Origin of the sequence: Bradyrhizobium sp. AUGA SZCCT0160, from assembly GCF_018130105.1 — a bacterium.
In the GTDB taxonomy this organism is placed as follows: Bacteria; Pseudomonadota; Alphaproteobacteria; order Rhizobiales; family Xanthobacteraceae; genus Bradyrhizobium.
On record NZ_JAFCMD010000011.1, the window covers coordinates 23,808 to 48,733 of the forward strand.

Annotated in this window: 21 protein-coding genes; 12 read left to right on the top strand and 9 right to left on the bottom strand. The window is 62.8% G+C overall.

Annotated elements, in window-relative coordinates:
• Window positions 1–181 precede the first annotated feature (181 nt).
• On the bottom strand, window positions 182–1,903 hold the full coding sequence (locus JQ558_RS18675) for a cation:proton antiporter (protein WP_212214169.1): 1,722 nt from the start codon (window positions 1,901–1,903) through the stop codon (window positions 182–184).
• A 349-nt stretch (window positions 1,904–2,252) separates the two neighbouring features.
• Here JQ558_RS18675 and JQ558_RS18680 point away from each other — a divergent pair, with 349 nt between their 5' ends.
• On the top strand, window positions 2,253–3,497 hold the full coding sequence (locus tag JQ558_RS18680; protein WP_212294500.1) for a PLP-dependent aminotransferase family protein: 1,245 nt from the start codon (window positions 2,253–2,255) through the stop codon (window positions 3,495–3,497).
• Window positions 3,498–3,658: 161 nt separating this feature from the next.
• On the opposite strand, the gene JQ558_RS18685 is transcribed toward JQ558_RS18680, so the two are convergent.
• Window positions 3,659–4,939, bottom strand: a complete 1,281-nt coding sequence (locus JQ558_RS18685; RefSeq protein WP_212294501.1) for an amidohydrolase family protein — start codon at window positions 4,937–4,939, stop codon at window positions 3,659–3,661.
• 338 nt (window positions 4,940–5,277) lie between these two features.
• Here JQ558_RS18685 and JQ558_RS18690 point away from each other — a divergent pair, with 338 nt between their 5' ends.
• Complete coding sequence (locus tag JQ558_RS18690) at window positions 5,278–5,508, top strand: hypothetical protein (RefSeq protein WP_212276306.1); 231 nt, start codon at window positions 5,278–5,280, stop codon at window positions 5,506–5,508.
• 113 nt (window positions 5,509–5,621) lie between these two features.
• Here the strand turns inward: JQ558_RS18690 and JQ558_RS18695 are convergent, their stop codons facing one another.
• Both JQ558_RS18695 and JQ558_RS18700 read right to left on the bottom strand, forming a co-directional pair.
• Complete coding sequence (locus JQ558_RS18695) at window positions 5,622–6,794, bottom strand: acetyl-CoA C-acyltransferase (RefSeq protein WP_212294502.1); 1,173 nt, start codon at window positions 6,792–6,794, stop codon at window positions 5,622–5,624.
• 101 nt (window positions 6,795–6,895) lie between these two features.
• Window positions 6,896–7,714: an aldo/keto reductase gene (locus JQ558_RS18700; RefSeq protein ID WP_212294503.1), complete on the bottom strand. Its 819-nt coding sequence runs from the start codon at window positions 7,712–7,714 to the stop codon at window positions 6,896–6,898.
• 137 nt (window positions 7,715–7,851) lie between these two features.
• Between JQ558_RS18700 and JQ558_RS37890 the strand changes: the two genes are divergently transcribed.
• Window positions 7,852–7,980 (top strand): hypothetical protein, encoded by a 129-nt coding sequence (locus tag JQ558_RS37890; RefSeq protein ID WP_283813476.1) that lies wholly within the window; start codon window positions 7,852–7,854, stop codon window positions 7,978–7,980.
• 10 nt (window positions 7,981–7,990) lie between these two features.
• Here JQ558_RS37890 and JQ558_RS18705 read toward each other — a convergent pair whose 3' ends face one another.
• Both JQ558_RS18705 and JQ558_RS18710 read right to left on the bottom strand, forming a co-directional pair.
• On the bottom strand, window positions 7,991–8,404 hold the full coding sequence (locus JQ558_RS18705; RefSeq protein WP_212294504.1) for a hypothetical protein: 414 nt from the start codon (window positions 8,402–8,404) through the stop codon (window positions 7,991–7,993).
• A gap of 141 nt (window positions 8,405–8,545) precedes the next feature.
• Entirely contained in the window at window positions 8,546–12,019 is a 3,474-nt protein-coding gene (locus tag JQ558_RS18710) for an indolepyruvate ferredoxin oxidoreductase family protein (protein WP_212294505.1), read from the bottom strand.
• Between the two features lie 213 nt (window positions 12,020–12,232).
• Here JQ558_RS18710 and JQ558_RS18715 point away from each other — a divergent pair, with 213 nt between their 5' ends.
• From JQ558_RS18715 to JQ558_RS18730, 4 genes are all read left to right on the top strand, one after another.
• Window positions 12,233–13,177, top strand: coding sequence for a hypothetical protein (locus JQ558_RS18715; RefSeq protein ID WP_212294506.1), 945 nt, complete (start codon window positions 12,233–12,235; stop codon window positions 13,175–13,177).
• 63 nt (window positions 13,178–13,240) lie between these two features.
• The gene (locus tag JQ558_RS18720) at window positions 13,241–13,795 is read left to right on the top strand and encodes a carboxymuconolactone decarboxylase family protein (protein WP_212214197.1); all 555 of its coding nucleotides are present in this window, start codon (window positions 13,241–13,243) and stop codon (window positions 13,793–13,795) included.
• 1 nt (window position 13,796) lies between these two features.
• Window positions 13,797–14,597, top strand: coding sequence for an SDR family NAD(P)-dependent oxidoreductase (locus JQ558_RS18725; protein ID WP_212294507.1), 801 nt, complete (start codon window positions 13,797–13,799; stop codon window positions 14,595–14,597).
• Window positions 14,598–14,778: 181 nt separating this feature from the next.
• Window positions 14,779–15,003 (top strand): hypothetical protein, encoded by a 225-nt coding sequence (locus tag JQ558_RS18730; RefSeq protein WP_212276311.1) that lies wholly within the window; start codon window positions 14,779–14,781, stop codon window positions 15,001–15,003.
• Between the two features lie 13 nt (window positions 15,004–15,016).
• Here the strand turns inward: JQ558_RS18730 and JQ558_RS18735 are convergent, their stop codons facing one another.
• From JQ558_RS18735 to JQ558_RS18745, 3 genes are read right to left on the bottom strand one after another with little or no spacing between them, the layout of a single operon-like run.
• Window positions 15,017–15,400 (bottom strand): cupin domain-containing protein, encoded by a 384-nt coding sequence (locus JQ558_RS18735; protein ID WP_212294508.1) that lies wholly within the window; start codon window positions 15,398–15,400, stop codon window positions 15,017–15,019.
• A 26-nt stretch (window positions 15,401–15,426) separates the two neighbouring features.
• Complete coding sequence (locus JQ558_RS18740; RefSeq protein WP_212294509.1) at window positions 15,427–16,131, bottom strand: SDR family oxidoreductase; 705 nt, start codon at window positions 16,129–16,131, stop codon at window positions 15,427–15,429.
• 19 nt (window positions 16,132–16,150) lie between these two features.
• The gene (locus JQ558_RS18745) at window positions 16,151–17,950 is read right to left on the bottom strand and encodes a thiamine pyrophosphate-binding protein (RefSeq protein WP_212294510.1); all 1,800 of its coding nucleotides are present in this window, start codon (window positions 17,948–17,950) and stop codon (window positions 16,151–16,153) included.
• Between the two features lie 203 nt (window positions 17,951–18,153).
• Between JQ558_RS18745 and JQ558_RS18750 the strand changes: the two genes are divergently transcribed.
• The 5 genes from JQ558_RS18750 (at window position 18,154) to JQ558_RS18770 (ending at window position 24,924) form a co-directional block, all read left to right on the top strand.
• The gene (locus JQ558_RS18750) at window positions 18,154–19,047 is read left to right on the top strand and encodes an IclR family transcriptional regulator (protein WP_212214214.1); all 894 of its coding nucleotides are present in this window, start codon (window positions 18,154–18,156) and stop codon (window positions 19,045–19,047) included.
• Window positions 19,048–19,213: 166 nt separating this feature from the next.
• A complete protein-coding gene (locus tag JQ558_RS18755; RefSeq protein ID WP_212294511.1) occupies window positions 19,214–20,458 on the top strand; it encodes an ABC transporter substrate-binding protein in 1,245 nt (414 codons plus the stop codon).
• Window positions 20,459–20,536: 78 nt separating this feature from the next.
• On the top strand, window positions 20,537–21,412 hold the full coding sequence (locus JQ558_RS18760) for a branched-chain amino acid ABC transporter permease (RefSeq protein ID WP_192735166.1): 876 nt from the start codon (window positions 20,537–20,539) through the stop codon (window positions 21,410–21,412).
• Window positions 21,409–23,946, top strand: a complete 2,538-nt coding sequence (locus JQ558_RS18765; RefSeq protein ID WP_212294512.1) for a branched-chain amino acid ABC transporter ATP-binding protein/permease — start codon at window positions 21,409–21,411, stop codon at window positions 23,944–23,946. Before JQ558_RS18760 ends, JQ558_RS18765 begins: the two co-directional genes overlap by 4 nt.
• A 15-nt stretch (window positions 23,947–23,961) precedes the next feature.
• On the top strand, window positions 23,962–24,924 hold the full coding sequence (locus JQ558_RS18770; protein WP_212294513.1) for a sugar ABC transporter substrate-binding protein: 963 nt from the start codon (window positions 23,962–23,964) through the stop codon (window positions 24,922–24,924).
• The last annotated feature ends 2 nt before the right edge of the window (window positions 24,925–24,926 follow it).

The following is a 24,926-nucleotide window of genomic DNA, read 5'->3' on the forward strand; positions in this document are numbered from 1 at the left end:
CCCGATGCACGAGCGCTGTTTGATGACGATAATGATAACCGCATACCGAATGAAATTTCTTTGCCGCCAAGGAATGGCGCGCCATACGGTACTCAGTGTCGGCTGCATTAAATCCGGTTCAAGCGGATGCGTGCGGGACGTCACACGTCCACATCCCGCTCCCATCTGCGAGCAGAAGGCCTTACGGCAGCACTTCCTTGCGCTCGGCGAGCAGCGTGTCCATTTCGGCGCGCTTCTCGCCCAGCAATCCCGCCTGCGCTGCCTCGATCACGGTATAGAGTTCGTGGGCGTCGCTGACCCTCGTTACGGTCACGTAATCGGCGCCGGCTGCGTAGAGATCATTGACGTCGCGAAGCATATCCGCGGTCGCCACGATTTTGGCTGATGGGTTGAGAGTGCGGACGTGCCGCACCAGCTTTTCGTTGTTGGCGCCCTTCAGCAGCGAGTCCGGCACGCTCAGGATGATCAGCTCCGACTTGCCGATACCGGCATGCAGCAGCGTATCGACATTGCTGATATCGCCATAGATCACGTGCAGGCCGCGATCGGCCAGCGTCCGGAACACGTTGGGATTGAAATCGATCACGGTGATCTGTTCGAGCACGAGCGGATTCTGCCGCTCGATTTCGGCCAGCAGCGCGCTCGCAGCGCGGAAGAAGCCGAGAATGACAATGCGGCGGGCTTCGTGGCCGCCCTCATGTACGGCCTCGCCCTGGCCGTGATCGAGATCGCGCAGGCCGATCTTCTTCATCGGATTGATCAGAGCTCGCGTGATCTCATCGCTCTTGCCCATCACGAAGGTGCTGATCACGGCCAAAATGACGAAGGCGAACGACGCCGCACTCGAAGTTTCGGTGCCGATATGGTTCGCGACCACACCGGTCTGGATCACAACCAGCGAAAACTCCGAGATCTGCGCCAGATTGATCGCCGGCAACAGGCTGGCGCGCAGACCCTGTTTCATCAGGTAGAGCGGCACAAACGTCGTCACGATGCGGCTCACGACGGTGAAGGCGGCAATCAGCAGCGCCAGCCAAATCACCGACGCGCCGGGAATGGGAATGGTCATGCCCAAGGCGACGAAGAACAGCGTGATGAAGAAGTCCCGCAGCGTCGTCACCTTGGCGGTGACGTCCAGCGCATAGGGGAATGTCGAGAGCGAGACGCCGGCAACCAGCGAACCCATCTCGCGCGACAGATGCAAGCGCTCGGCGATCTCGCCGATCAGGAAGCACCAGGCCAGGGCGCCGAGCAGGATCAACTCCGGCCGCCGCGCGATCTGGTGAAAAAGTCTTGGCAGCAAATACCGGCTCAGCACCAAGGCGGTCGCGACCAGCACGCCGACCCGGCCGATCGAGATCAGGATCACGCTCACCTGGAGATTGTCGAGGCTCGGCTGCACCGCCAGGAACAGGATCGCGAAGATGTCCTGCAGCACCAGGACGCCGAGCGTGATGCGGCCGGGCAGCGTATCGAGTTCACGCTTCTCGTACAGCACCTTGACGATGATGACGGTCGAGGAGAGCGCGCAGGCGACGCAGAGATACAGCGCGTCGAAACGGCCCGCCCCCATCGACAGCCCGATACCCCAGAAGAACAGGATCCCGAGCAGGCAGCCGCCGACCAATTGCCCGCCCGCGGCAAATAAGATGACCTTGCCGGCGCGCACGATCTTTTTCAGGTCGATTTCCAGCCCGATCATGAACAGCATGAAGATCAGGCCGAGTTCGGAGATGACGTGAATCGAGTCCTTGGAATGGACCCATTTCATGCCGAATGGACCGATAACAAACCCGGCGATAAGGTAGGCGAGGATCAGCGGCTGCCGGGTAAAATGGGCCAGCAAGCCAAGCACCCAGGCAAACAGGATGCATAAAGTGATATCGCCGATAAGCTCGTGCATATTTCCTGACTTTTCCTCATTGCAACCTAGAGGCCGGGGCGCAATGGTCAAACGAGCAATGTGTCATATCCGCCTGACAGGTCTCTTTCTAGCGATTCTTGCCTGCCTGTCGATCCTTTCCGCACCGGACGCTCAGGCGCACGTGGCCGGCAGCATCCGGCAATTTTAGAAGGTTCCTGACGGCGAACCCCGCACGCACCCCCCGTCATATCGGGCAGCATCGATAGCTGACATTCCGCTTTCATCCCCCGGCGGCGACCGACTAAGATCACCGGCAAGAACTAACCAAATACCGGAGGGCCGCGCCAGCGGCCGTCTCAACGAAAAACAAAACGGGAGTGAATGTCCAATGTCTACCGCATCAATTTTCGATTTCGCACCATTGCTGCCGGCCGGATTGCCGGCGCCGGCGGCGCGGTGGACGGGTCTGGCCAAATACAGTTTCGTCGGCGGCAACAATGATCCCGACCAGGTGCCGGTCGATGGCCTGATCGAGGCGATGACTGCCGTGCTCCAGCGCGAGGGCAAGACGCTCGCGACCTACGGCCTCGCCAGCGGCCCGCAGGGCTACCGCCCCCTGCGCGAATTCCTCACCAGGAAACTCAAGCGCGATGCCGGCATCGGCTGCACCGCCGACGACGTCATGATCGTCTCCGGTTCGCTGCAGGCGCTCGACCTCGTCAACGCGACGCTCCTGGCGCGCGGCGATACCGTGCTGATCGAACAGGAGACCTATCAGGGCTCGCTGAGCCGGCTGACCCGGCTCGGCGTCAAGACGGTCGGCATTCCCCTCGACGACGAGGGCATGCGGATGGATGCGCTGGCGGCGGCGCTGGCCGACCACAAGCGCCGCGGCATCATGCCGAAATACATCTACACCATCCCGACCGTGCAGAACCCGACCGGTTCGATCCTGCCGGAGGAGCGGCGCGCCGAAATGATAAAACTGTCGCAGGAATACGGCGTGCCGATCTTCGAGGACGATTGCTACGCCGACCTGATCTGGAACGGCCAGCGCCCGCCCGCGATCTATGCGATGAGCAAGCAAGGCGGCGTCATCCATATCGGCTCGTTTTCCAAATCGATTGCGCCGGCGCTGCGGGTCGGATTCATCGTCGCGCCCTGGGAGATGATGTCGCGAATGCTGGCGCTGAAGACCGATGCCGGCTCCGGCGCGCTGGAGCAGATGGTGCTGGCGGAATTCTGCGCGCCGCATTTCGAAACCCACGTGCCGAAGCTGACGCGCGGCCTGCGCGCCAAGCTCGACACGCTGATGGAGGCGCTCAACGAGCAGTTCGGCACATCAGCCGAGTTCGAGGATCCCAAGGGTGGCATCTTCCTGTGGGTCAAACTCCCCGACAATGTCGATACGCTGAAACTGTATCAGGCTGCATTGGCCGCCGGCGTCGCCATCAACCCGGGGCCGGAATGGTCGACCGACAAGTCCTATGCCGGCAGCCGCTTGCGGCTGTGCTTTGCCAGCCCCTCCCATGAGCAGATCCGCCAAGGCGTCGCCGTGCTGGCGGACGTCTGCCGCAAGGAGTTCGGCGTGCCCGAGCGAAGCGCCAATGTGGAGAAGCGGGCGCGCACTTGAGAGTCTGACTCAAAAAGAGATCAATGAAATAGCGCCTTGCACCGAACGTCGTCATGCCCGGCCTTGTGCCGGGCATCCACGTCTTGGCTTCCACCAAGCAAGAAAGACGTGGATGGCCGGGACAAGCCCGGCCATGACGAAAAAGCGACTGACAGCGCCCCTCACCGCACCGCGAACGGCGCCTGATAGGGCCGGCCGAACGGCACGCCGTTGATCACGGTCTGCACCGGTTTCAGCAGCAGCTTGCCCTCACGCTTGTTGTTGCGGGTGTCGACGAACGAGACCTGCGCCTCCACCAGCTCCATGATCGCGACGTCACCGGGCGCGCCGATCTGCAGCGTGCCGATTTTCGGGGCGCGGTTGATGATCTTTGCCGGCGCCGAGGTTGCCATCGCCACCACCTGCTCCACGGTAAATCCGAGCGGGATGAACTTGCTCATCACGTTCGGCAGATACGGCATGCCGGGCGAGTTGCCGGAGAAGACGTGGATATCGGACGAGATCGTGTCGGGCGGGCAGCCGCCCGCGATCGCGGGCTCAGCCACCGTGAAATCGAAGCTGCCGCCGCCATGCCCGACGTCGAACATCACGCCGCGCTGCTTGGCGGCAAGCGCTGCCGGCAGCAGCTTGCCATCCTGCACGATGTTGGTGAAGACGCCGCCGATGTTCGGTGCGCCGGAATAGGCATGAGTCAGCACGTCGCCCGGCCGCAGCAGATCGAGAATCTGCGACATCAACTCCCTGGTCTCGACGCCACCGATATGCACCATCATCTTGGCCGGCCAGCCGCACATCTCGCAGGCCTTGATGGCTCGCTTCAGTGGTTCGAGACCGTGCCTGGCGATGACATTCTCCGACATCCGGACTTTGACGCCGAGCAGGAAGTCCGGATTCTCGGCCAGCGCCATCGCGCAGGCGTCGAGCTGCGCGTGGTCGATGTTGTAGAGTTCGGCCACCGGGAAGCCCGACAGACCGTGATTGGCGATATGGACGAAGGCGTAAATCCGCGCGCGCGATTGCGCCACGATGTAACGGCGGAGCGCGGCGAGATTGTTGACGCCGGCATCCCCTGCCGACACCACTGTCGTCGTTGCCTGGGCCTGCACCAATTCGTCGGCCGGAATGCCGATCCCCGAGCCATAGGGATAGACGTGGGAGTGCAGGTCGATCAATCCCGGCGTCACCAGTTTGCCGGTGGCGTCGATGGTCTTGGAGGCTCGTGCCGCCGGAATATCGGCCTCAACCGCCTCGATCATCCCCCAGCGAATGCCGATATCACGTTTTCCTCGCAGCGACTGGCTGGGATCGAGCACATCGCCACCCTTGATCACAAGGTCGAACTTGTCGTTCGGTCCCATCGCGGCATTGGCCGGTGCGGACATCGCGGCAACGGCGGCTGAGCCGGTCAGGCTCAGAAAATCACGGCGTGAAAACCCGCTCATGGCATCGCTCCCCCATATGATTTTATGGCGCGATGATGCGCCGGGACCGGGCTTTCCGCAAGCCGGCGCATGCCCACGATCAACCCACACGGGTATCAAATGACCATGCGGCTGGACGGTCCGTGGGATCGCGGTTGTCCGGAACGGCCACGTGTAGACGCAATGTGTCGAGCGTGATTCATTGGACTAAAGAAACGTTCTCGTGCCTGGAACCAACGCACGCATTGCATCCACAGATCCTTGCTTAATAGACATTCAGAATTCTCTTCGAGTTCCCTCGGGAACGTTCGTGTCACCGCAATGTTACATCTCCGCTCAATTGAAAGAGGATGAGAACTATGAGGAAGTTTGGATATGTGCTTGCGGCCGTTGCCGCGATCATCGTTGCGGCGCCGTCGATTGCAAGCGCTCAGACTGTTGTGATCAAGCGAGGCAGCGGTTACCACGGCCATCATCACCATGGTCATGGTGCGCGGGCCGAATACCGCCGTCATCACGACCGCGGCTACCATCGCGGACACCGTCATCATCGCAACACGGTCGTGATCAAGAAGCGTTATCGTTACTGAGGCTTGCGCCTCAACGAAACTTGCGCCTCAACGGAAAATGGCTCCTCGCGGAGCCATTTTTTTTGTTCGTATGATCGTCAAGCTTGTTCAGCGAAGCGGCTTGTAACGGCCAATCAGCTGTAGATTTCGAACAGGCCTGCGCCGCCCTGGCCGCCACCGATGCACATGGTGACGACGCCCCACTTCGCCTTGCGGCGACGGCCTTCCTGCAATATGTGGCCGGTGAGCCGCGCGCCGGTCATGCCGAAGGGATGGCCGATCGCGATCGAGCCGCCGTTGACATTGTACTTCTCGGGGTCGATGCCGAGCTTGTCGCGGGAATACAGACACTGGCTGGCGAAGGCTTCGTTCAATTCCCAGATGTCGATGTCGTCGATCTTGAGGCCATGGCGCTTCAACAGCTTCGGCACGGCGAAGATCGGGCCGATGCCCATCTCATCCGGCTCGCAGCCCGCCGCCGCCCAGGCAACGAAACGGCCGAGCGGCTGCAGGCCGCGCTTTTCGGCATCCTTGGCTTCCATCAGCACGACAGCCGCCGCACCGTCCGAAAGCTGGCTGGCATTGCCGGCAGTGACGTATTTGCCCGGGCCCTTGACCGGCTCGAGCTTGGCGAGGCCTTCCATGGTGGTCTCGGGACGGTTGCACTCGTCGCGATCGACCGTGTAGTCGACGATGCTTTCCGCCTTGGTCGCCTTGTCGACCACCTTCATCCTGGTCTTCATCGGGACGATTTCGTCCTTGAACTTGTTGGCCTGCTGCGCCGCGGCCATGCGGCGCTGCGATTCCAGCGAGTACTCGTCCTGGTATTCGCGGCTGAGCTTGTAGCGCTCGGCGACGATGTCGGCGGTATCGATCATCGCCATGAAGATGTCGGGCGCGGTCTTGAGCAGATCCGGATCGATCGATTCCTTGGGCGAGCCGCCGCCGGGAATCGAGATGCTTTCAACGCCACCGGCCACGATGCAGTCGGCGCCGTCCGAACGGATCGAGTTGGCGGCCATCGCGATGGTCTGCAGCCCCGAGGAGCAGAAGCGGTTGACCGAAACGCCGGCCGTCGACTTTGGCATGCCAGCCAGCAGCGCCGCCTGGCGGCCGATATTGGGCGCGCCGTGCGCGCAATTGCCGAGATAGCAGTCCTCGACGTAATCCTTGTCGACGCCGGCGCGCTCGACCGCGTGCTTGATGGCGTGGGCCGCCATGGACATCGGAGGGGTGATATTGAACCCGCCGCGGCCGGACTTCGCCAGCCCCGTTCGTGCATAGGAAACGATAACAGCTTCACGCATTTTCTAGACCTCCCTTTGATGCCACCCAGTATGGACTGGACCTCAGCCCGTGTGTAGCGAAAAACCTTGAATTCCGGCGGACGGAAAAGGAGGAATCGCCTTCAATCCCACGCCGGCCCGAAGGCGGGATTTACACAACGTTTGTCCTTCGGCAAGGCCGCGATTGCCTTTCGATCGTCGTCATCAAGCCGCAGCTTCAGCGCGTCGAGATTGGCCTGTTGGCTTTCGGCGCGCGAGGCCTTCGGGATCGCGGCGACGCCGTCCTGATCGAGCAACCATTTCAGGGCCACCTGTGCGGCGCTGGCATTATGCTTGCGACCGATCGCGGTCAGCGTCTCGTCCGACGCCACGCGGCCCTGCGCCAGCGGGCAATAGGCAACCAGCGGAATCGATTTGGCGCTGAGATATTTGCGCAGCTTTGTCTGATCCAGCATCACGTGGTATTCGACCTGGTTGCAGGCAATCGGAGCCTTGATCTCCTCGACCACGGTTTTCAAGAGCGCGATGTTGAAATTGGCGACCCCGATGGCGCGGGTGCGGCCCTCCTGCTTCAGCTTCATCAAGGTCTCGAACATCGCCGGCAGGTTCATGTTCCGCGACGGCCAGTGCACCAGATAGAGATCGACCTGATCGAGCCGCAGTTTCTTCAGGGAAGCATCGAACGCCCGGCGGATCGCGTCCGGCGCCAGGTTTTCGTTCCAGACCTTGGTGGTGACATGCAGGTCCGTTCGCGCGACGCGCGAAGCCGCGATTGCAGCACCGATCGCCTCCTCATTGCCGTACATTTCAGCCGTGTCGATATGGCGGTAACCCTGCGCAATCGCGCTTTCAACCGCAGCGCGGCAGGCATCGCCCTGCAGGCGAAAGCTACCAAGCCCAAGCCTCGGCAGGGCAATGCCCTGCGTTTGCAGATTTTCCATTGAATGCTCCCAAAGGCGTAAGGTGTCGCGGGGGAAGACGAAAGCCGCATGGACGGCATTGGATTGCGTGGGATAGACCGCTATAAATAGACTGCCCGCAAGGCGCTGGGCAAATCAAGATCGGGTCAGGAAGAGCGATGGGCAACGCGTTGCAACGATGGCTGGATTCGCATCAACTGCCGGCGATCGCCGCCGCCGTGCTCGGCGTGATCACGACGCTCTCGGTGCTGATCGTGGCTGTCTTCTTTCTGATCGGAAAGCCCTGATCGACCGCTTCTATCGCTGCCAGTTGCAGATGCCGCCGGACCTGCACGGCCAGGTTTGAATCCGGGTATCGCGCGCCTGCGCATCGAGCGGATTGTGGCGCGGCTTCGCCAGCTTGGCACGCGCTGCGGCGCGCGGCGCCTCAGTGCCGGACTTCTCGGCCTGAGATTTGGCGGCATGCGCCTTGCGTGGCGGCAGCTTGGGCCAGATGGTCGAATCCAGATCCGCCTCCGTGTCCTCCGACCTTGCCTCGATCCGAACCGGCCCGAACCGCGCCTCCGGCCCGATTCGCTTGGGCGAAAATACGGCGCTCGGAAGATCAAGGCTGAGCAACTCACCCGGACGATACTCGGCCGCCGTCGCGGAGCCGGCCAATGCCAAAAACCCCGTGCAAACCGCTGCAGCTAAAGCGCTCTTCAGGACCATTATGGGCCTCCTGAAATGACTAAAAATAACGATAACCGGGAACATGTAGGAAGCCGGCAGGCCTTTTCCAGCCGAAATTTTCGGCAAGGTTACCTGCTAACTACGGCGGCCGCGAAAAATCCGCGGCCCGTTCCCCGGAACCTATTCCGCGGCTTGCGCAACCGGCTGCCCGATCGTGCCCTGCAGCCGCATGCATTCCTGGCGGTAGCGCGCGACATTGGCCTCCTTGATGTGGCCGTAGCCGCGCACCAGGTCAGCCGTCTTCGCCAGCGCCACCAGCCGCGGCCAATCCTGCGGTTTGGCCGTGTCGAGGTGGCGGAGGATCATGTCGGAATATTCGCCCGGCAGTGCCCGCTCCATCCGGCGCTCGGAGGTATAGCCGAACGGATCGAACGCGGTGCCGCGCAGGAATTTGAAGCGCGTCAGGACATCGAACGCCTTGAGGATCCAGCCACCGAATTCGCGCTTGCGCAAATGCCCGGTCACCTTGTCGCGACGCGCCAGCAACGGCGGTGCGAGGCTGACCTTGACGCCCGGATCGCCGTCGAACTGCTCCTTCAACGCTTTTGCAAACTCGCCGTCGGAATAAAGTCGGGCCACCTCATACTCGTCCTTGTAGGCCATCAGCTTGAACAGGCCCTTTGCAAAGGCTTCGGTAAGGTCCTGCGCCGCGGGCGACGCCTTGGCTTCGGCGGCACGCACCCGCGCGACCTCGGCGAGGTAGCGCTTCGAATAGGCCTCGTTCTGGTAGTCGGTCAGGAAGTCCGCACGGTGAGCGATGGTCTCATCCAGCGTCCGCTTGACCGGTGCGGCACCCTGCGCCTTGAAGCGCGCGGCGCTGACCACGCGTTGCAGGTCGTGCGCGGCCAACCGGCCCCAGGAGAACGCCAGCTTGTTCATCTCGATCGCCGCGCCATTGAGGTCGATCGCCTTCATGATCGCCTCCAGCGACAGCGGGATTGCGCCGCGCTGAAACGCAAAGCCGAGCATGAAGGAATTGGTCGCGATGCTGTCGCCCATCAGGGCTGAGGCAAGACCGGTCGCGTCGAGGATATCGAGATCGGTTGCGCTCACCGCCTCGTTGAGCGAGTCGCGCATCGCGCCGGCCTGGAAATCGATATCGGGATCAATGACAAAACTTGCGGTCGGCAACAGGTCGGCGTTGACGATCGCGCGCGTCAGGCCGCGCTCGGCGCGGCTCAGCGCCGGGATGCTGGTGGCGACGACGATATCGCAGCCGAGAATGAGATTGGCACTGCCGGGGCCGATCCGGACATTGGCGAGATCGTCCGCCGAGGGCGCAATGCGGACGTGGCTCATGACCGCGCCGTTCTTCTGCGACAATCCCGTGAAGTCGAGCGTCGAGCAGGCCCTGCCGTCGACATGCGCGGCCATGCCGAGCAACGCGCCGATGGTGATGACGCCGGTGCCGCCGATGCCGGTGACGAGGATGTTGAAGGCGCCGTCCAGCGCAGGCAGTGTCGGCAGAGGCAGATCGGCGAACAACGCCGACGGATCAGCCGCAGCACGATCGGCCTTCCGCAACTTGCCGCCATGCACGGTAACAAAACTCGGACAAAAGCCCTCGATGCAGGAGAAATCCTTGTTGCAGTTCGACTGGTCGATCCGGCGCTTGCGGCCGAGTTCCGTTTCCAGCGGCTGCACCGAGACGCAGTTGGAGGCCGCCGAGCAGTCGCCGCAGCCTTCGCAGACGCGCTCATTGATGAAGACACGCTTCGGCGGGTCCGGATAAAGCCCGCGCTTGCGGCGACGGCGCTTTTCGGCGGCGCAGGTCTGGTCGTAGATCAGGACCGAGAGGCCCTTGACGTCACGCAGTTCCTTCTGCACGGCGTCGAGTTCGCGGCGGTGATGAACAGTGGCGCCCGCGGGGAAATAATTGCTGGGGTATTTCTCGGGATCATCGGAGACGATCGCAAGGCGCTTGGCACCTTCGGCGGAAACCTGATGCGCGATCTGCGACACGGTCAGGCCGCCTTCGGCGGGCTGGCCGCCGGTCATCGCGACAGCGTCGTTGTAGAGGATCTTGTAGGTGATGTTGACGCCGGCGGCGGAAGCCGCGCGCAGCGCCAGCAAGCCCGAATGCGTGTAGGTGCCGTCGCCGAGATTCTGGAACACGTGCTGTTCGCTGGTGAACGGCGCCTGCCCGATCCAGGTAACACCTTCGGCGCCCATATGCGAGATCGTAGCTGTCCGGCGGTTCGGCACCGAGAGCGCCATGCCGTGACAGCCAATGCCGGCCATCGCGCGGCTGCCCTCAGGCACTTTGGTGGAGGTGTTGTGCGGGCAGCCCGAGCAGAAATACGGCGTCCGCTGCAGCTTTGCGGCACCAATGCCCTCCGCGGGCCGGTCGAACGCCTCGAGTTTTGCCAGGCGCTGTTCCAGCGCCGGGCTGCGATGGCCGAGCCGGCGGAGCCGCGCCACGACAGCGGCGGCGACCATGGTGGGCGTGAGTTCGCCTTCGCTTGGCAGCAGCATCGCGCCGGTCTCGTCGCGCTTGCCGACCACCGAGGGGCGCCTCATAGCATCGACATTGTAGAGGATGCGCAGCAGTTGATCCTCGATGAAGCCGCGCTTCTCCTCGACCACAAGCACGTCCTGCAGGCCCTCGGCGAACGCACGTGCGCCGTGCTCCTCCAGCGGCCAGGTCAGCGCGACCTTGTAGATGCGCAGTCCCAGCGCCTGCGCTTCGGCGTCGGTGATACCGAGATCGGCCAGCGCCTGGCGCAGGTCGAGATAGGCCTTGCCGGTCGCCATGATGCCAAGCCGCGCCGGTTTCGAATCCAGCACGATCCGGTCGAAGCGATTGACGCGCGTGAAGGCGGCGACCGCCTGCATCTTCGGGCCGTGAAGCCTGCGCTCCTGCTCCAGCGGCGCATCCGGCCAGCGGATCGACAAACCACCCGGAGGCATCTCGAAATCACTGGGGGTGATGATCTTGATGCGGTCGGGATCGCTGACGATCGAGGCCGAACTCTCAACCGTTTCCGAGATTGCCTTGAACCCGACCCAGCAACTGGAATAGCGCGACAGCGCAAATCCCAAAATGCCGAGGTCGAGATAGTCCTGCAGCGTCGCAGGGTTGACCACCGGCATCAATGCCGCCGCGAATACCTGTTCGCTCTGATGCGCCAGCGTCGAGGACTGGCAGCCGTGATCGTCACCGGCCAGCGCGATCACGCCACCATTGGGCGAAGTGCCGGCCGAGTTGGCATGCTTGAGCGCGTCCATCGAGCGATCGACGCCGGGACCCTTGCCGTACCAGATGCCGAACACGCCATCGACCTTGGCGCCCGGGAACATTCCGACCTGCTGGCTGCCCCACACCGCCGTTGCCGCCAGATCCTCGTTGAGGCCGGGCGCGAACTCGATGTTGTGTTCCCTCAGGAAGGATTTCGCACGCCACAGCGCGTGATCGTACATGCCGAGCGGTGAACCGCGATAACCCGAGATGAACCCCGCGGTGTTGAGCCCCTGCGCGCGGTCGCGTTCGCGCTGCAACATCGGCAGCCGGACCAGCGCCTGCGTACCGGAAAGAAAGATGCGCTTCGCATCCAGCCGGTACTTGTCGTCCAGCCCAACGTCCATCAACGCCATTTTTCGCTCCCCGTCGCGTCTATCGCTCTGCCGGCTATTTTGAACCGGTCTAATTGGGGGTCAGAATGCACCGGTTTTGCTATGCGTGCCCAGCCTGAATGCATGGCGGCAGGACATATCTCGGCTGCGATGTGGATTTCGCCCTCACCCTTGCCGAACCCCCTCTTCTTTGAAACGCTGGCGGCAAACGGGAGAGCCAAGGAAAGCTTAGAGATGACAGAAGCGGCATTCACGACCGAGGTACTGGAGAGCGGCGATGTGCTGGTCGGTCCGTGGCGGCGCCCAAAGCAGATGCTGCAGGCGCAGGTCTACGATTCGCACGCCTCGATCCACGACGATGCGACCGCGCAAAAGCTCGGCTTTCAGGGCGGCACCATCGAAGGCCCGACCCATTTCAGCCAGTTCGCGCCGTTGTGCGAACGGATCTGGGGCCAGGCCTGGTTCGAGACCGGCTGTCTCTCGGCGCATTATCGCAATCCCGCCTTCGAAGGCGAGGAAGTCCAGGCCAATATCGAGAAGCCGAAGCCGGGCCAGACGATTTGCGCCATCGGAATGACAAAGCGCGACGGCACCGAGATCTTGCGCGGCACCGCGTCGGTCGGCGGTGACGGGACGGAAACGGCACTGCACCGGCGGCTCGGCGAACTGAAGCCGCTCACCGACCCCGTGATCCTCGCCGACCTCAAGGTCGGCATGAAGACCGGCCGGATACCTGTGAAAATGGATTTCGACCAGAACATGGGCGATCTCTATCCGTTTTCGCTGGCCGAGAAGCTGAAGGTCATCACCGAACCTTCGGCGTATTATTCTGGGGAATTCAATCCCTGGGGCCGGGCCATTATCCCCATGGAGATGCTGAGCGTGTTGTTTCAATACCGCGCCCGCGAGGATCAGTTGCCGGTACGAGGCCCCGCGGTCGGACTGTTCGCGGATCAGGAAATCCGCCTGTTGCGCGGGCCGTTATTCGCCGGCGAGAACTACGTCACCGAACGCGAGGTCGTGGCGCTGAGCGGCAGCCGCCGGACCGAGAGCATGTGGGTGCGCACCACGGTATTCGGCGCCGACGACACGTCCGTCGCCACCATGCTGCTCAATCTCGCGAGCATCAAGGATTCCTACGCCAATTACGCGAGCGAGCATAAAGCCCTCTACGGCTGAGCCGACCTAACGCGGCCGCGTCCGACGCGGCCGGACGAACTTGCCAATAAGGAAAACAATAAAATGGCCCGCCTGCCCTATCTCGAGGCCGACCAGGTCGCCCCTGAATATCGCGACATGCTCAAGCGCAACACCAATTTGCACAAGCTGCTGGTCAACTCGCCTGACATGGCGCGCGCCTTCTCCGGCCTCGGCGGTTACATCCGACACAAGAGCAAGCTCGACCCGCGCCTGCGCGAACTTGCGATCCTGCAGGTCGGCTGGATGGAGAAGTCGGAATACGAATTCACCCATCACGTCAAGATCGGCAAGGAGTTCGGCGTCACTGATGACGACATCAAGGCGATGATGGCCGAGACCGACGGAAAACCCTCGAACCTCGAACCATCAGCCAAAGCGATCCTGCGCGGCGCCCGCGAGATGGTGCGCGAGCTTGCGATGTCGGATGCGACCTTCGCCGAGATCAAGCAAGACCTCTCCGACGAACACATGACCGATCTCGTGGTCACCATCGCGTTCTACTGCGCCGTGGTCCGCGTGCTGGCCACGATGAAGATGGACAACGAGCCCTATTACAAAGAGGTACTGCAACAGTACCCGATCCCGGGAGTGGAATGAAATGCGTCTGAAAGATCGTGTCGCCATCGTCGTCGGTGCCGGCCAGAGCCCCGGCGAGGGTATCGGCAACGGCCGCGCCACCGCGCTCACCTTCGCACGCGAGGGCGCCAGGGTGCTGTGCGTCGATCACCATCTCGAATCGGCGCAGGAGACCGTCGACTTGATCGCGGCCAAACAGGGCACGGCGATCGCCTTCAAGACCGACGTCACCAGGAATGCAGACATCAAGGCGATGGTGGCGGATGCGCATCGACGGTGGGGACGTGTCGATATCCTGCACAACAATGTCGGCGTCAGCCTGTCCGGCGGCGACGCCGAACTGCTCGATATCACCGAGGAGGCGTTCGACCGTTGCGTCGCGATCAATCTGAAGAGCTGCATCCTCGCCGCCAAGCATGTGATCCCGATCATGCGCCAGCAACAGAGCGGCAGCATCATCAACATCTCCTCGATGGCCGCGATCACCACTTATCCGTATGTGGCCTACAAGGCGACCAAGTCGGCGATGATCGCCTTTACCGAACAGCTCGCCTACCAGAACGCGCAATACGGCATTCGCGCCAACGTGATCTTGCCCGGGCTGATGAACACGCCGATGGCGGTGGATACCCGCGCGCGCGAATTCAAGAAGACCCGCGCCGAGGTCGAAGCCGAGCGCGACAGCAAGGTTCCGCTGCGCCAGAAGATGGGCACCGGCTGGGACGTCGCCAATGCCGCGCTGTTCCTTGCCTCCGATGAAGCAAGTTTCATCACCGGCGTGACGTTACCGGTCGACGGCGGCGCCAGCGTGCGGCGCGGTTAAGGATTATGGCGCATTGACGCAATGCAGCATGTCACGATTCGCGACAGTTGAAGGTTTCCAATGACACGATGATGTGACGGCGCATCATCGCACGTCCAAATCCTGACTCGTTATGGTCGCACGAATTTCATGAGCGGCGGCTATCACGCGCCTTGAGAATGCGAGGAGTCTTTAGGACGCCATGAACGACGAAGTCGACTACGATCTGACGCCCGACCAGTGGGAAGTGTTGAAGAACTTGCGCAACTCCACATCCCGGCCACAGCGGATGAATCGATTCACAATTCAAGGCCTGATTGCGCTTGGACTCGTTGCGATCAACGGCGATGTGCCGGTCCTCACGTCAAACGGACGCAAGGTGCTGATTAGAGGCTCATCGTGCCTGCTGCTCGATCTTGCGGCGTAATGTCGCCGTCGTGTCACACCGGCTTCTCGTCATCCGTCACCGGTGATGTGATGACGAGGAACACCAGATCGACCAGGCCGGAATTCGAGATGGCGTGGTCCACTCCGGGCGGCAGGAAGATGAAGTCGTGCTTGCGCACGATGTGGTTCTTGCCGGCGATTTCCATCAACCCCTCGCCCTCGAGCACGTGATAGATCTGTTCCTGGATCTTGTGCTTGTGCCGCGCGACATGGGCCATCGGCTGGTACATCGAAATCCGGTAGTCAATGTGACGCGAGCCCGCCGTCTCCGGCATCACCAGCGGTTTCGACAGTGCGCCGCCAAAATGATTGGGGAACTCGCGCCAGGGCACTTCGGCGATATTGCGGATGAAAGCGCCGTGATCCTCTGAAGCCATATGGTGCTCCTCAGTTACCGCGACGATCAGATCACCAGCGCGCCGCCGTCGATATAGACGATCGATCCCGTCGCAAAGCCGTTCGCCATGAACGACAGGATTTGCCGCGCGATATCGTCGCCGATCCCGACCCGGCCGACCGGCAACGCCGCGGCGGTCTTGGCGAGCATATCACGGCGCGCCTCCTCCGGCATCGCGGCGCGGATCGGTGTATCGATCACGCCGGGCGAGACGGCGTTGACGCGCACCGGCGCCAGTTCGAGCGCCAGCGCTTTTGCCAACGATTCGAGCGCGCCATTGGCCGCACTGACGATGGCCGAATTCGGCCGTGGGCGAACGCTGAGGAAACCTGAGACCAATGTCAGCGATCCGCCGGGGCGAATCTCTGCCGATCGCGCCACCCGCCATGCGCCCCAGAACTTGCTTTCCATCGTGGACCGCACGTCGTCCATCGCGACCGTTTTGAACGGACCGGTGCGAAGCTGAGCTGCCGTGACCACGACATGATCGACCGGACCGCAGGCGCGAAACAGCTTAGCGATGCTTTCGTCGCTGGTGACGTCGGCCGGGATCGCGATCGCGTTCAGCTTTTCCGCCACCTTGTCGAGGCGCTCGACATTCCGGGACGAAACAATCACGTCGGCGCCCTCGCGCTTGGCCATTTCCGCGGTCGAAAGACCGATGCCGGAGGAACCACCGACGACGACGATTTTCTTGCCTGCAAGCAACATGTGCTCTCCTCAGTTCAAATCAGACGGGCTGATAGCGGGTGCCGATACCCGCCTTGCTTTGGCCAAGGCCGGGCAATTCCCAGACGCCGGCGCCCGTGGGATTGATATCGGCGGCGATATCGACGTCGATCAGATAGGGCTTGTTGGCGGCGATGCCCTTGCGGATGGCCTCGCCGATATCGCCGGCGCGATCGACCCGCACGCCCTCGACGCCGCAGGAGCGCGCCATCGCGGCAAAATCCGGATTATAGCGCTGGCCGGTCACGGGATCGTGGAAGTCGGTCGCCAGTTCGCGGCCACCGAGATAACCGCGCTGCAACCCGCGGATCGAGGCATAGGCGTAATTGTTCCAGACCACCCAGACCACGGGCAGATTATATTCGACCGCCGTTCCCAGCACGTTGGCGTGCATGAAGAAGGCGCCATCGCCGCACACGGATACGCAGGGCCGGTCGGGGGCTGCGAATTTCGCCCCCATCACGCCGGCGACACCAAAGCCCATCGGGCCAAAACCCATCGAGCCGATCAGCGAGTCCGGCCGCTTCGGCTTGCAAAAACTCAGCAGCCAGTTGTGGTGCACGCCGATGTCGCTGACCAGGATCGCATTCTCCGGCAGCGCCTTGTCGATCTCGAGCGCCGCACGCTGCGGGTTGATCGGCATGGTGTCGTCGGAAAATCCGGGTGCGACGAACTTATCCCATTCCTGGCGATAGGTATCGATCTGCGCCAGCCATTTTTTGCGGCTGTCGGCCTTCCTGGTCAGATCGGCGCGGCGGTCGAGTTCGGCATGAACCTGCCGCAGGAACGTCCGCACGTCGGCCATCAGCCCGAGCGCGACCGGATAGTTGCGGCCGATCTCCTCGGGGTCGATGTCGACATGGATCAGCCGCGTCGGCGGAATGGTGAAGGAGTAACCGGGAATCCAGGAACTCGAGGTGCGATCGTCGAACCGCATCCCCATCGCCAGCAGCACGTCGGCCTGGCGCGTCGCGTGGTTGGCCTGGTAATGACCGGCACGTGCGACGAGGCCCAGCGCCAGCGGATGGTTGCAATCGATCGCGCCAAGGCCGCTGGCCGATGCCGCCACCGGAATCTGAAGACGCTCGGCGAGCTTGAGCAATTCCTCGGCCGCGCCGCCATAGCGGACGCCCTGCCCGACGATCATCACCGGCCGCTCGGCACCGAGCAGCATATCGACCGCCTTCACCACGCCCTCGGGATCGGCGCCGCAGCGGCTGGAGATGTTGGCGTTCCAGGCCTGCGCGTTCGGCGCCTCTTCGGCGGCCGACTCCATGAACACGTCGAAGGGAACATCCAGCACGACAGGCCCCGGACGTCCCGACATCATCGTCTTCCAGGCTTGCCGAACCGCGAGCGGCACCATCTCACCCCGCGTCGGCTGGAACACCTTCTTGCAGTAGGAGCGCACCGTGGAGGGAAAGTCGGCCTGATAGTGCCGATACAATTCCTGAAACGCGCCGCGGTTGAACTGGCTGGTCGGCACATTGCCGGTCACCGCCATGAACGGCACCGAATCCAGGAACGCATTGCCGAGCGAGATCGGCAGATTGGCCGAGCCCGGCCCGCAGGAGGTGAAGGTCGCGGTCGGCCGTCCTGACACCCGGTAATAAACGTCGGCCATGAACCCGGCGACGCTCTCATGGTGGACCGAGATGGTCTTGATGTCGTCGGAACGCTCGTACAGCGCATCGATGAACTGGATATTTCCGTGGCCGCACAGGCCGAACACCTGCGGCACCTTCTCCTGGATCAAATATTCGACGATGACCTGGGCCCCGTTGAGCATATTGCGCGCCATCGGATCACTCTCTCCCTGCTCAACAAACCTGGACGCCGCGTCTTGGTCTGCGCGGCCGACAGGGGCGGACCCTATTTCTCATAATACTGTACGTCAATTGCTATTGTGGTATATAGATGGAGAGGCCCGCAGCGGAGCATCGTGCTATTCATTGACGAGGGCAGCCTGATAGAATTCGGCCATGCCCTCCTGGAGACCCATCCGTGAAATCGCGAACCAAGCCGAAGACGAGCGAGAAGCCCGCCACGCCACGCAAGACGGCGGTCGCCCGGCTGGTGCAATCGAACGCGCCCAACATCGACGACGACGCCGAGGAGCGTCAGCGCGGCGGCGTGCAATCGCTCGGGCGTGCGTTTTCGATCCTGGAGGAAGTCGCGCGCCACCGCGAGGGCATCAGCCTCGCTGAACTGAGCAAGCTTGTCGGCCTGCATAATTCCACCACGTTCCATCTTGCCAAGACCCTGGTGACGCTGGGCTACATGCGGCAGGAGCGGGATTCCAAGCGCTACCGCGTTGGCCGGCCGTTGTTCGCGCTCGCCGCCAGCGCGCTCGATGAAATCGAGATGGTCAATCTCGCGACACCCGTGCTGGAAGATCTCTCGCGGGAAACCGGCGAGAGCGGGCATTTTGCGGTCCGCATGGGCGATTCCGTCGTGGTTATTGCCCGTACCAGCGGCTCCGGCGCGTTCCAGCTCACCGACCGGGTCGGGGTGGTGCGGCCGGCGCATTGCACCGCGCTCGGCAAGATCATTCTGGCCTCGCTGCGCCCCGACCAGTTGAAGCGGTTCCTCGAACGTGTCGAATTGAAGCCTTCGACCGGCAAGTCGATCACCGATCCTGCCGTGCTGCTGCGCGAAATTGCGGAAATCCGGCGCAGCGCAATCGCGATCGACGACGGCGAGTACAACGCGGAAGTGCGCTGCATCGCGGTGCCGGTCTACAATTTTACCGGCGACGTGATCGGGGCGCTCGGCATTTCCGGCCCGATCTGGCGGATGTCCGACCAGGTGCTGAAAAGCCGCGCCAAACTGGTGCAAACCGCCGCCGCCCGGTTGTCCGCCGAGTTCGGCGCCCGCGACACCGCGAAGTCCTCCTAGCGCCTCTCCCAAAATCGCCTGAAGCGAATCTGCGACGCATTTGGCGTTGACAGGCGCGGCTGTGTCCGGAATTATCATCCAATAATAAAAGAACGTCTCTCACATCCTCGCATAGCGAGAATCGGAGGCAGGACGTCGTGACGCGCCCCCAGGGAGGAGACCCGCCATGTTCAGCTACAGCCGACGTACTTTGTTGAAGACAGGCGCCGCGTTTGCCGGCGCTTCCGCTCTGGGATTTCCGGCGATCGTTCGCGCCCAGGCAACCCGGATCAAGATCGGCCATCTCGTGCCGCTGACCGGTTTTCTCGGCGCCATCGGCAGCTACGCCCAGCTCGGCGTCAAGCTCGCCGCGGAAGAGATCAATCAGTCCGGCGGCATCATGGGCAAGCAGATCGACCTGATTTCGGAAGACTCGGTCAATCCGGCCACCGCCTCGACCAAGGCCCAGCGCATGATCGAGCAGGATGGCGCCGTGGTGCTGCTCGGCGAAATCTCCTCGGCCTCCTCGCTCACCATCATGCAGGTCGCCGAGCGCAACAAGAAGGTGTTCTTCTCGACCGGCGCGCGCTCCGACGCGCTGCGCGGCAAGAACTGCAACCGCTACTCATTCCACTGCGACATTCCGAACACCGTGATGGTCAATGCCGTCGGCACCGCGCTCAATCAAAAGGGCATGGTGAAAGGCAAGAAATTCTTCACGCTGACCGCGGACTACATTTTCGGCCACGATCTGCTGAAAGCCGCAAAAACCTTCTTCGACGCCAACGGCGCCACGCTGGCCGGCGACGAACTGATCGCGACCGACGTCACCGATTTCAGCCCCTATCTGCTGAAGGTGCGGCAAGCCAAGCCGGACGTGGTGTGCTGCAACCTCGCGGGCAACCAGGTTACCAACCTCGTGAAGCAGTATGCCGAGTTCGGCTTCCCCTACCCGCTGGTCGGCTTCAACCTCAACACCGGCGACGCCTGGGCCGCCGGCGAAGGCAATCTCAGCGGCACCTGGCCGACCGTCTGGTATCACACGCTCGACAACTCGGCCTCCAAGGCCTTTGTCGCCGCCTTCACCCAAAAATACGGCAAGCCGCCGGAGAACCACGCCTGGATCGAATACGTCACGCTCAAGCTGCTGGCGCAGGCGATCAACGAGATCAAATCGACCGAGAGCGACGCGCTGATCGCGCATTTCGAAAAGCAGACCGAGTTCGACATCATGAAGGCGCGCAAGGGCTATTTCCGCTCCTGGGACCATCAGCTGGTGCAGGAGGCCTATCCGTTCACCGTCAAGCCGAAAGCCGAGATGAAGGACAAGTGGGACATGCTCGCGCTTGGTGACGCCGTGCCGGTGGCGGCAGAGCCGCTGGAGAAAATCTATCCGACCAAGACGCAGAATCCCTGCGAGATGAAGGCCTGACGCTTCACGCGTTAGCTTCGTTGGCGTCAGCGGCGCCGGCACTGAAAAGCCGGCGCCGTTTTTGTCTAGGGCACACACATGCAATTCGCGTTCTTGCTGGAACAGGTGGTGAATGGCCTCGTGCTCGGGGGCTATTATCTTCTGATCGCGCTCGGGCTGTCGCTGATCTTCAGCGTCGGCGGCGTCGTCAATCTGGCGCATGGCGCGTTCTTCGCGCTGGGCGCTTACGTGTCCGTCGAGATCACCAAATATCTCGGCTTCGGCTCCGCCGTCGTGCTGTCGCCGATTGCGGTGGCCATGCTGGGCATCCTGTTCGAGCGTTACATCCTCCGCCGCTTCTACACCGCTGATCCGATCCTGAGCCTGCTGGTGACGTTCGGGCTCGCGATGGTGGCTGAACAGGCGATCCGCATCATTTGGGGGGCGCCGCCTATTTCGGCGGCGATCCCGCCCGCGCTGCGCGGCTCGGTGTTCCTCGGCGACTTCCTGTTTTCGCGATACCGCCTCCTCATTCTCGCCGTCGTGATCGGGGTGCTGGTCGCCGTCTGGCTGCTGCTGCACAAGACTTCCTTTGGCCGCGTGGTGCGGGCCGGTATCCAGCGGCCGGACATGGTCGCCGCACTCGGCATCCGGCTGCAGCCGTACATGACCGCGATCGTGATGCTCGGCGTCGGCATGGCGGCGCTTGCCGGCGCGTTCTTCGCGCCGATCACGATCGTGCAGCCGGCGATGGGCGCCGACATCATCACGGTCGCCTTCGTCGTCGTGGTGATCGGCGGCCTCGGCAGTTTCTGGGGCGTGGTGATCGCGGCTCTTTTGGTCGGCGTGGTGCGCGGCATCACCATCCATTTCGAGCCCGCCGCCGGCGAGGCGTCAATGTATGTCCTGATGTTCGTGGTGCTGCTGGTGCGGCCGCGCGGACTGTTGGGCGAGCGTATCGAGAAATTCGAATGAAGCTGTCGCCTGCCTCGAAATACCGGCCGCTGCTGCTGGCGGGTCTTGCACTGATCGCGCTGCCGTTCGGCATGCAGGCGCTCGGCCTGTCGCACAACACCGGCACCATGGTGGTGGCGCTGGCGATCGCGACCATGGGGCTCAACCTGTGCGTCGGCTACACCGGCCTGGTTTCGTTCGGCCACGGCACCTGGTTCGGCATCGGCGCCTATGCGGCGGGCCTGATCCAGCTCAACTGGTTCCCCGGCTCCATCTGGCTGCCACTGCTGCTGTCGCTGGTCGTGGTGGCGGTCGCCTCCGCGGTCGTCGGTATCGTCATCCTGCGGCGGCGCGGCGTCTACTTCTCGCTGCTGACGCTGGCGCTGGCGGCGCTCGCCTACACCACCGCCTTCCGCTGGACCAAGGTCACCGGCGGCGAAGATGGCCTCGGCGGCCTGAAGCGCGGCAGCATCGGCGCCTTCGATCTCGACAACGCGCTCAATTATTACATCGTGGTCGCCGTGCTCAGCCTCGGCGTGCTCTACCTGCTGCTGCGGCTGGTGCGCTCGCCGTTCGGCCATGTGCTGGTGGCGATCCGCGAGAACCAGTTGCGCGCCACCTTCCAGGGCTATCCGGTCGAGCGCTACAAGCTCGGCGTCTTCGTGATCTCCGCGGTGGTGACAGGCTTTGCCGGCGGGCTGATCGGATTCCAGAACTACCTTGTCTCGGCAGAGGCGGTGTCGGTGCCGTTCTCCGGCGAACTGCTCGCGATCGTCGTGATCGGCGGCATGCGCAGCATGCTGGGACCGGCGCTCGGCGCATTGTTCTTTATTCTGTTCCGCGAATTGTTTTCGATCTGGACATCCGACTGGCTGCTGTGGTTCGGGCTGATCTTCGTCGCCTTCGTGCTGTTCTCGCCGGACGGGCTGGTCGGCATCTGGGCGCGCCTCAGCAAACGCTGGTGGCCCGCGCCGGAGGAATCCGCGGCGATGAGCCGGCGCAAGATCTATGACGGCCTGCCGTTGCCGGCCTTCCTGATGCCGAAGGGGCTCACCGGCACCGTGTTGGAAGTGAATGGCGTTTCCAGGAGCTTCGGCGGCATCCGCGCCGTTCACAATGCGAGTCTGACGGTCGGCGCCGGTGAAATCCATGCGCTGATCGGCCCGAACGGCGCCGGCAAGACCACGCTGTTCAATCTGGTCTCGGGGCTGTTTCCGACCGACAAGGGTACCATCAAGCTCAATGGCCGCGAGATCCAGGGCGTGCCGTCCGACCTGATCTGCCATCAGGGCCTGGCGCGCTCGTTTCAGATCACCAATCTGTTCAAGGGCCTGTCGATCTACGAGAATCTGCGGCTGTCGCTGCAGGCGCAAAGCGACATGCGCTTCAATTTCTGGCGCGACATCGACAGCTATGAGAGCATCCACGCCGAGACCGCTGAGCTGATCAAGTTCCTCGGCCTCGAGGGCATCGAGACCATCGAAGGCGGCGAACTGTCCTATGGCGGGCAGCGGCTGGTCGATCTCGGCATCGCGCTCGGCTCGAAGCCGCAGGTGCTGCTGCTCGACGAGCCGCTGGCCGGCCTTGCCGCCGCCGAACGCGAGCGCGTTTCGAATCTGGTCAAGAACGTCGCCGCCAATATCCCCGTGCTGATCGTCGAGCACGATATCGACCGCGTGCTCGGCTTCTCGCACTCCGTCACCGTGATGAACCAGGGCGAAGTGCTGATGACCGGTCCGCCCAGTGCGGTGCGTGCCGACCGCCGGGTGCAGGAAATCTATACCGGCACCGGTGTTCCCGAAGTGGAGCACAGCCGCACCGACGAAGCCAGGGAGAGCGCGGCGCAGGTTCTGCGTTTCGAAGGCGTCAACACCTTCTACGGCAAGAGTCACATCCTGCACGACGCCTCGCTCGACGTGCGCGAGGGCGAGATCGTCGCCCTGCTCGGCCGCAACGGCGCCGGCAAGTCGACGCTGCTCAAGACGCTCGCCGGATTGGTGCCGCTGTCGTCGGGCACGATCGAATATGCCGGCACCGATATCGCCCGTTTGCCGGCTCCCGATATTGCCCGCATGGGCATCGGTTATGTGCCGCAGGGCCGCGGCCTGTTCGCGGGCATGACCGTGCGCGAAAATCTCTCGCTCGGACGCCTGGCACGCAAGACCGACGGCAGCAACGGCGTGGTGTGGGACGAAGCGCAGATCCTGCAGTATTTCCCGCGGTTGGCCGAACGCATGGACGTTGCGGCGGACTATCTCTCCGGCGGCGAGCAGCAGATGGTGGCGGTGGCGCGCGCGATGTCGGGTAACGTCAAACTGCTGCTGCTCGACGAGCCCTTCGAAGGACTGGCGCCGACCGTGATCCTCGAACTGTTCAGGGTGTTCGACCAGTTGCGGCGCCACACCTCGATTGTGATCGTCGAGCACAATCTCGATCTCGTGCTGGCGCTGGCCGACCGCGTCTTCGCGCTGGAGCGCGGCGCGGTATTCCATCAGGGCCCGGCCGCGCCGCTGCTGACTGATCTTGAGTACCGGAAGAAGATTTTGTGGCTGTAACCGACGGAGGCAATGATGCGACGTTTGATGACGACGGCGATAGCCGGCGCAGCGGCCCTGTTCGCGCACCATGCAAGCGCGGCCGACAACCAGATGACGATCGCCGTGTTCACCAAGAATTCGACCAACCCGGCCTATGAGGCCTTCCGCATTGCCGCCGACCAGATCGCGCGGAGCACCGGCGCAAGGGTCGTGCACTTCGTGCCGAAGCAGCCTGACAATGTCGACGAGCAGAAGGCGATGGTGGAGCAGGTCATCAAGGACAAGCCTGACGCGATCATCTTCATTCCGGTCGACGACGTCGCGATGATTCCTTCGGTGAAGCAGTTGAACGAGGCCAAGATTCCGGTGGTGCTGGTCTCCAATCCGCTGCCGGGCAGTTTTGTGACCTATGTCGGCGCCGACGATTTCGAGATCGGCTATCGCGAGGCGCGCTATCTGTTCGAGCATCTCGGCGGCAAGGGCAAGATCGTCGTCATCGAGGGCACGCCGGCCGCCCCCACCAACCGCGAGCGGCTGCGCGGTTACCAGCGCGCCTTCGGCGAATTCCCCGGCATCGAGGTGCTGGGCTCGGCGGTCGGCAATTACCAGACGCCCGACGCCAGGCGCGGAATGGAGAAGCTGCTGGCCGAGCACAAGCAGATCGACGCGGTGCTGTCGGCCAATGACAGCATGGCGCTCGGCGTGCTCGATGCGCTCAAGAGCGCCAGCCGGACCGCTGTTGTGATCGGCATCAACGGCATTCTGCCGGCCGTGAAGCAGATCGAATCCGGCGGGATGCTCGCAAGCGTCGACTTCAACATGTTCAAGATCGGCTGCACCGCAACGCGGGCGGCGGTGCGTCATCTCAAGCGCGAACCGCTGCCGGAGAAGGTGATGCTGCCGGCCGAAGTGATCGACAAGACCAACTACAAGGCGTGGCTGGTGCCGGTCGATCAGCGCACCTGCCCGGAATGGAGCGACGTCGCGCGCCAATAGCC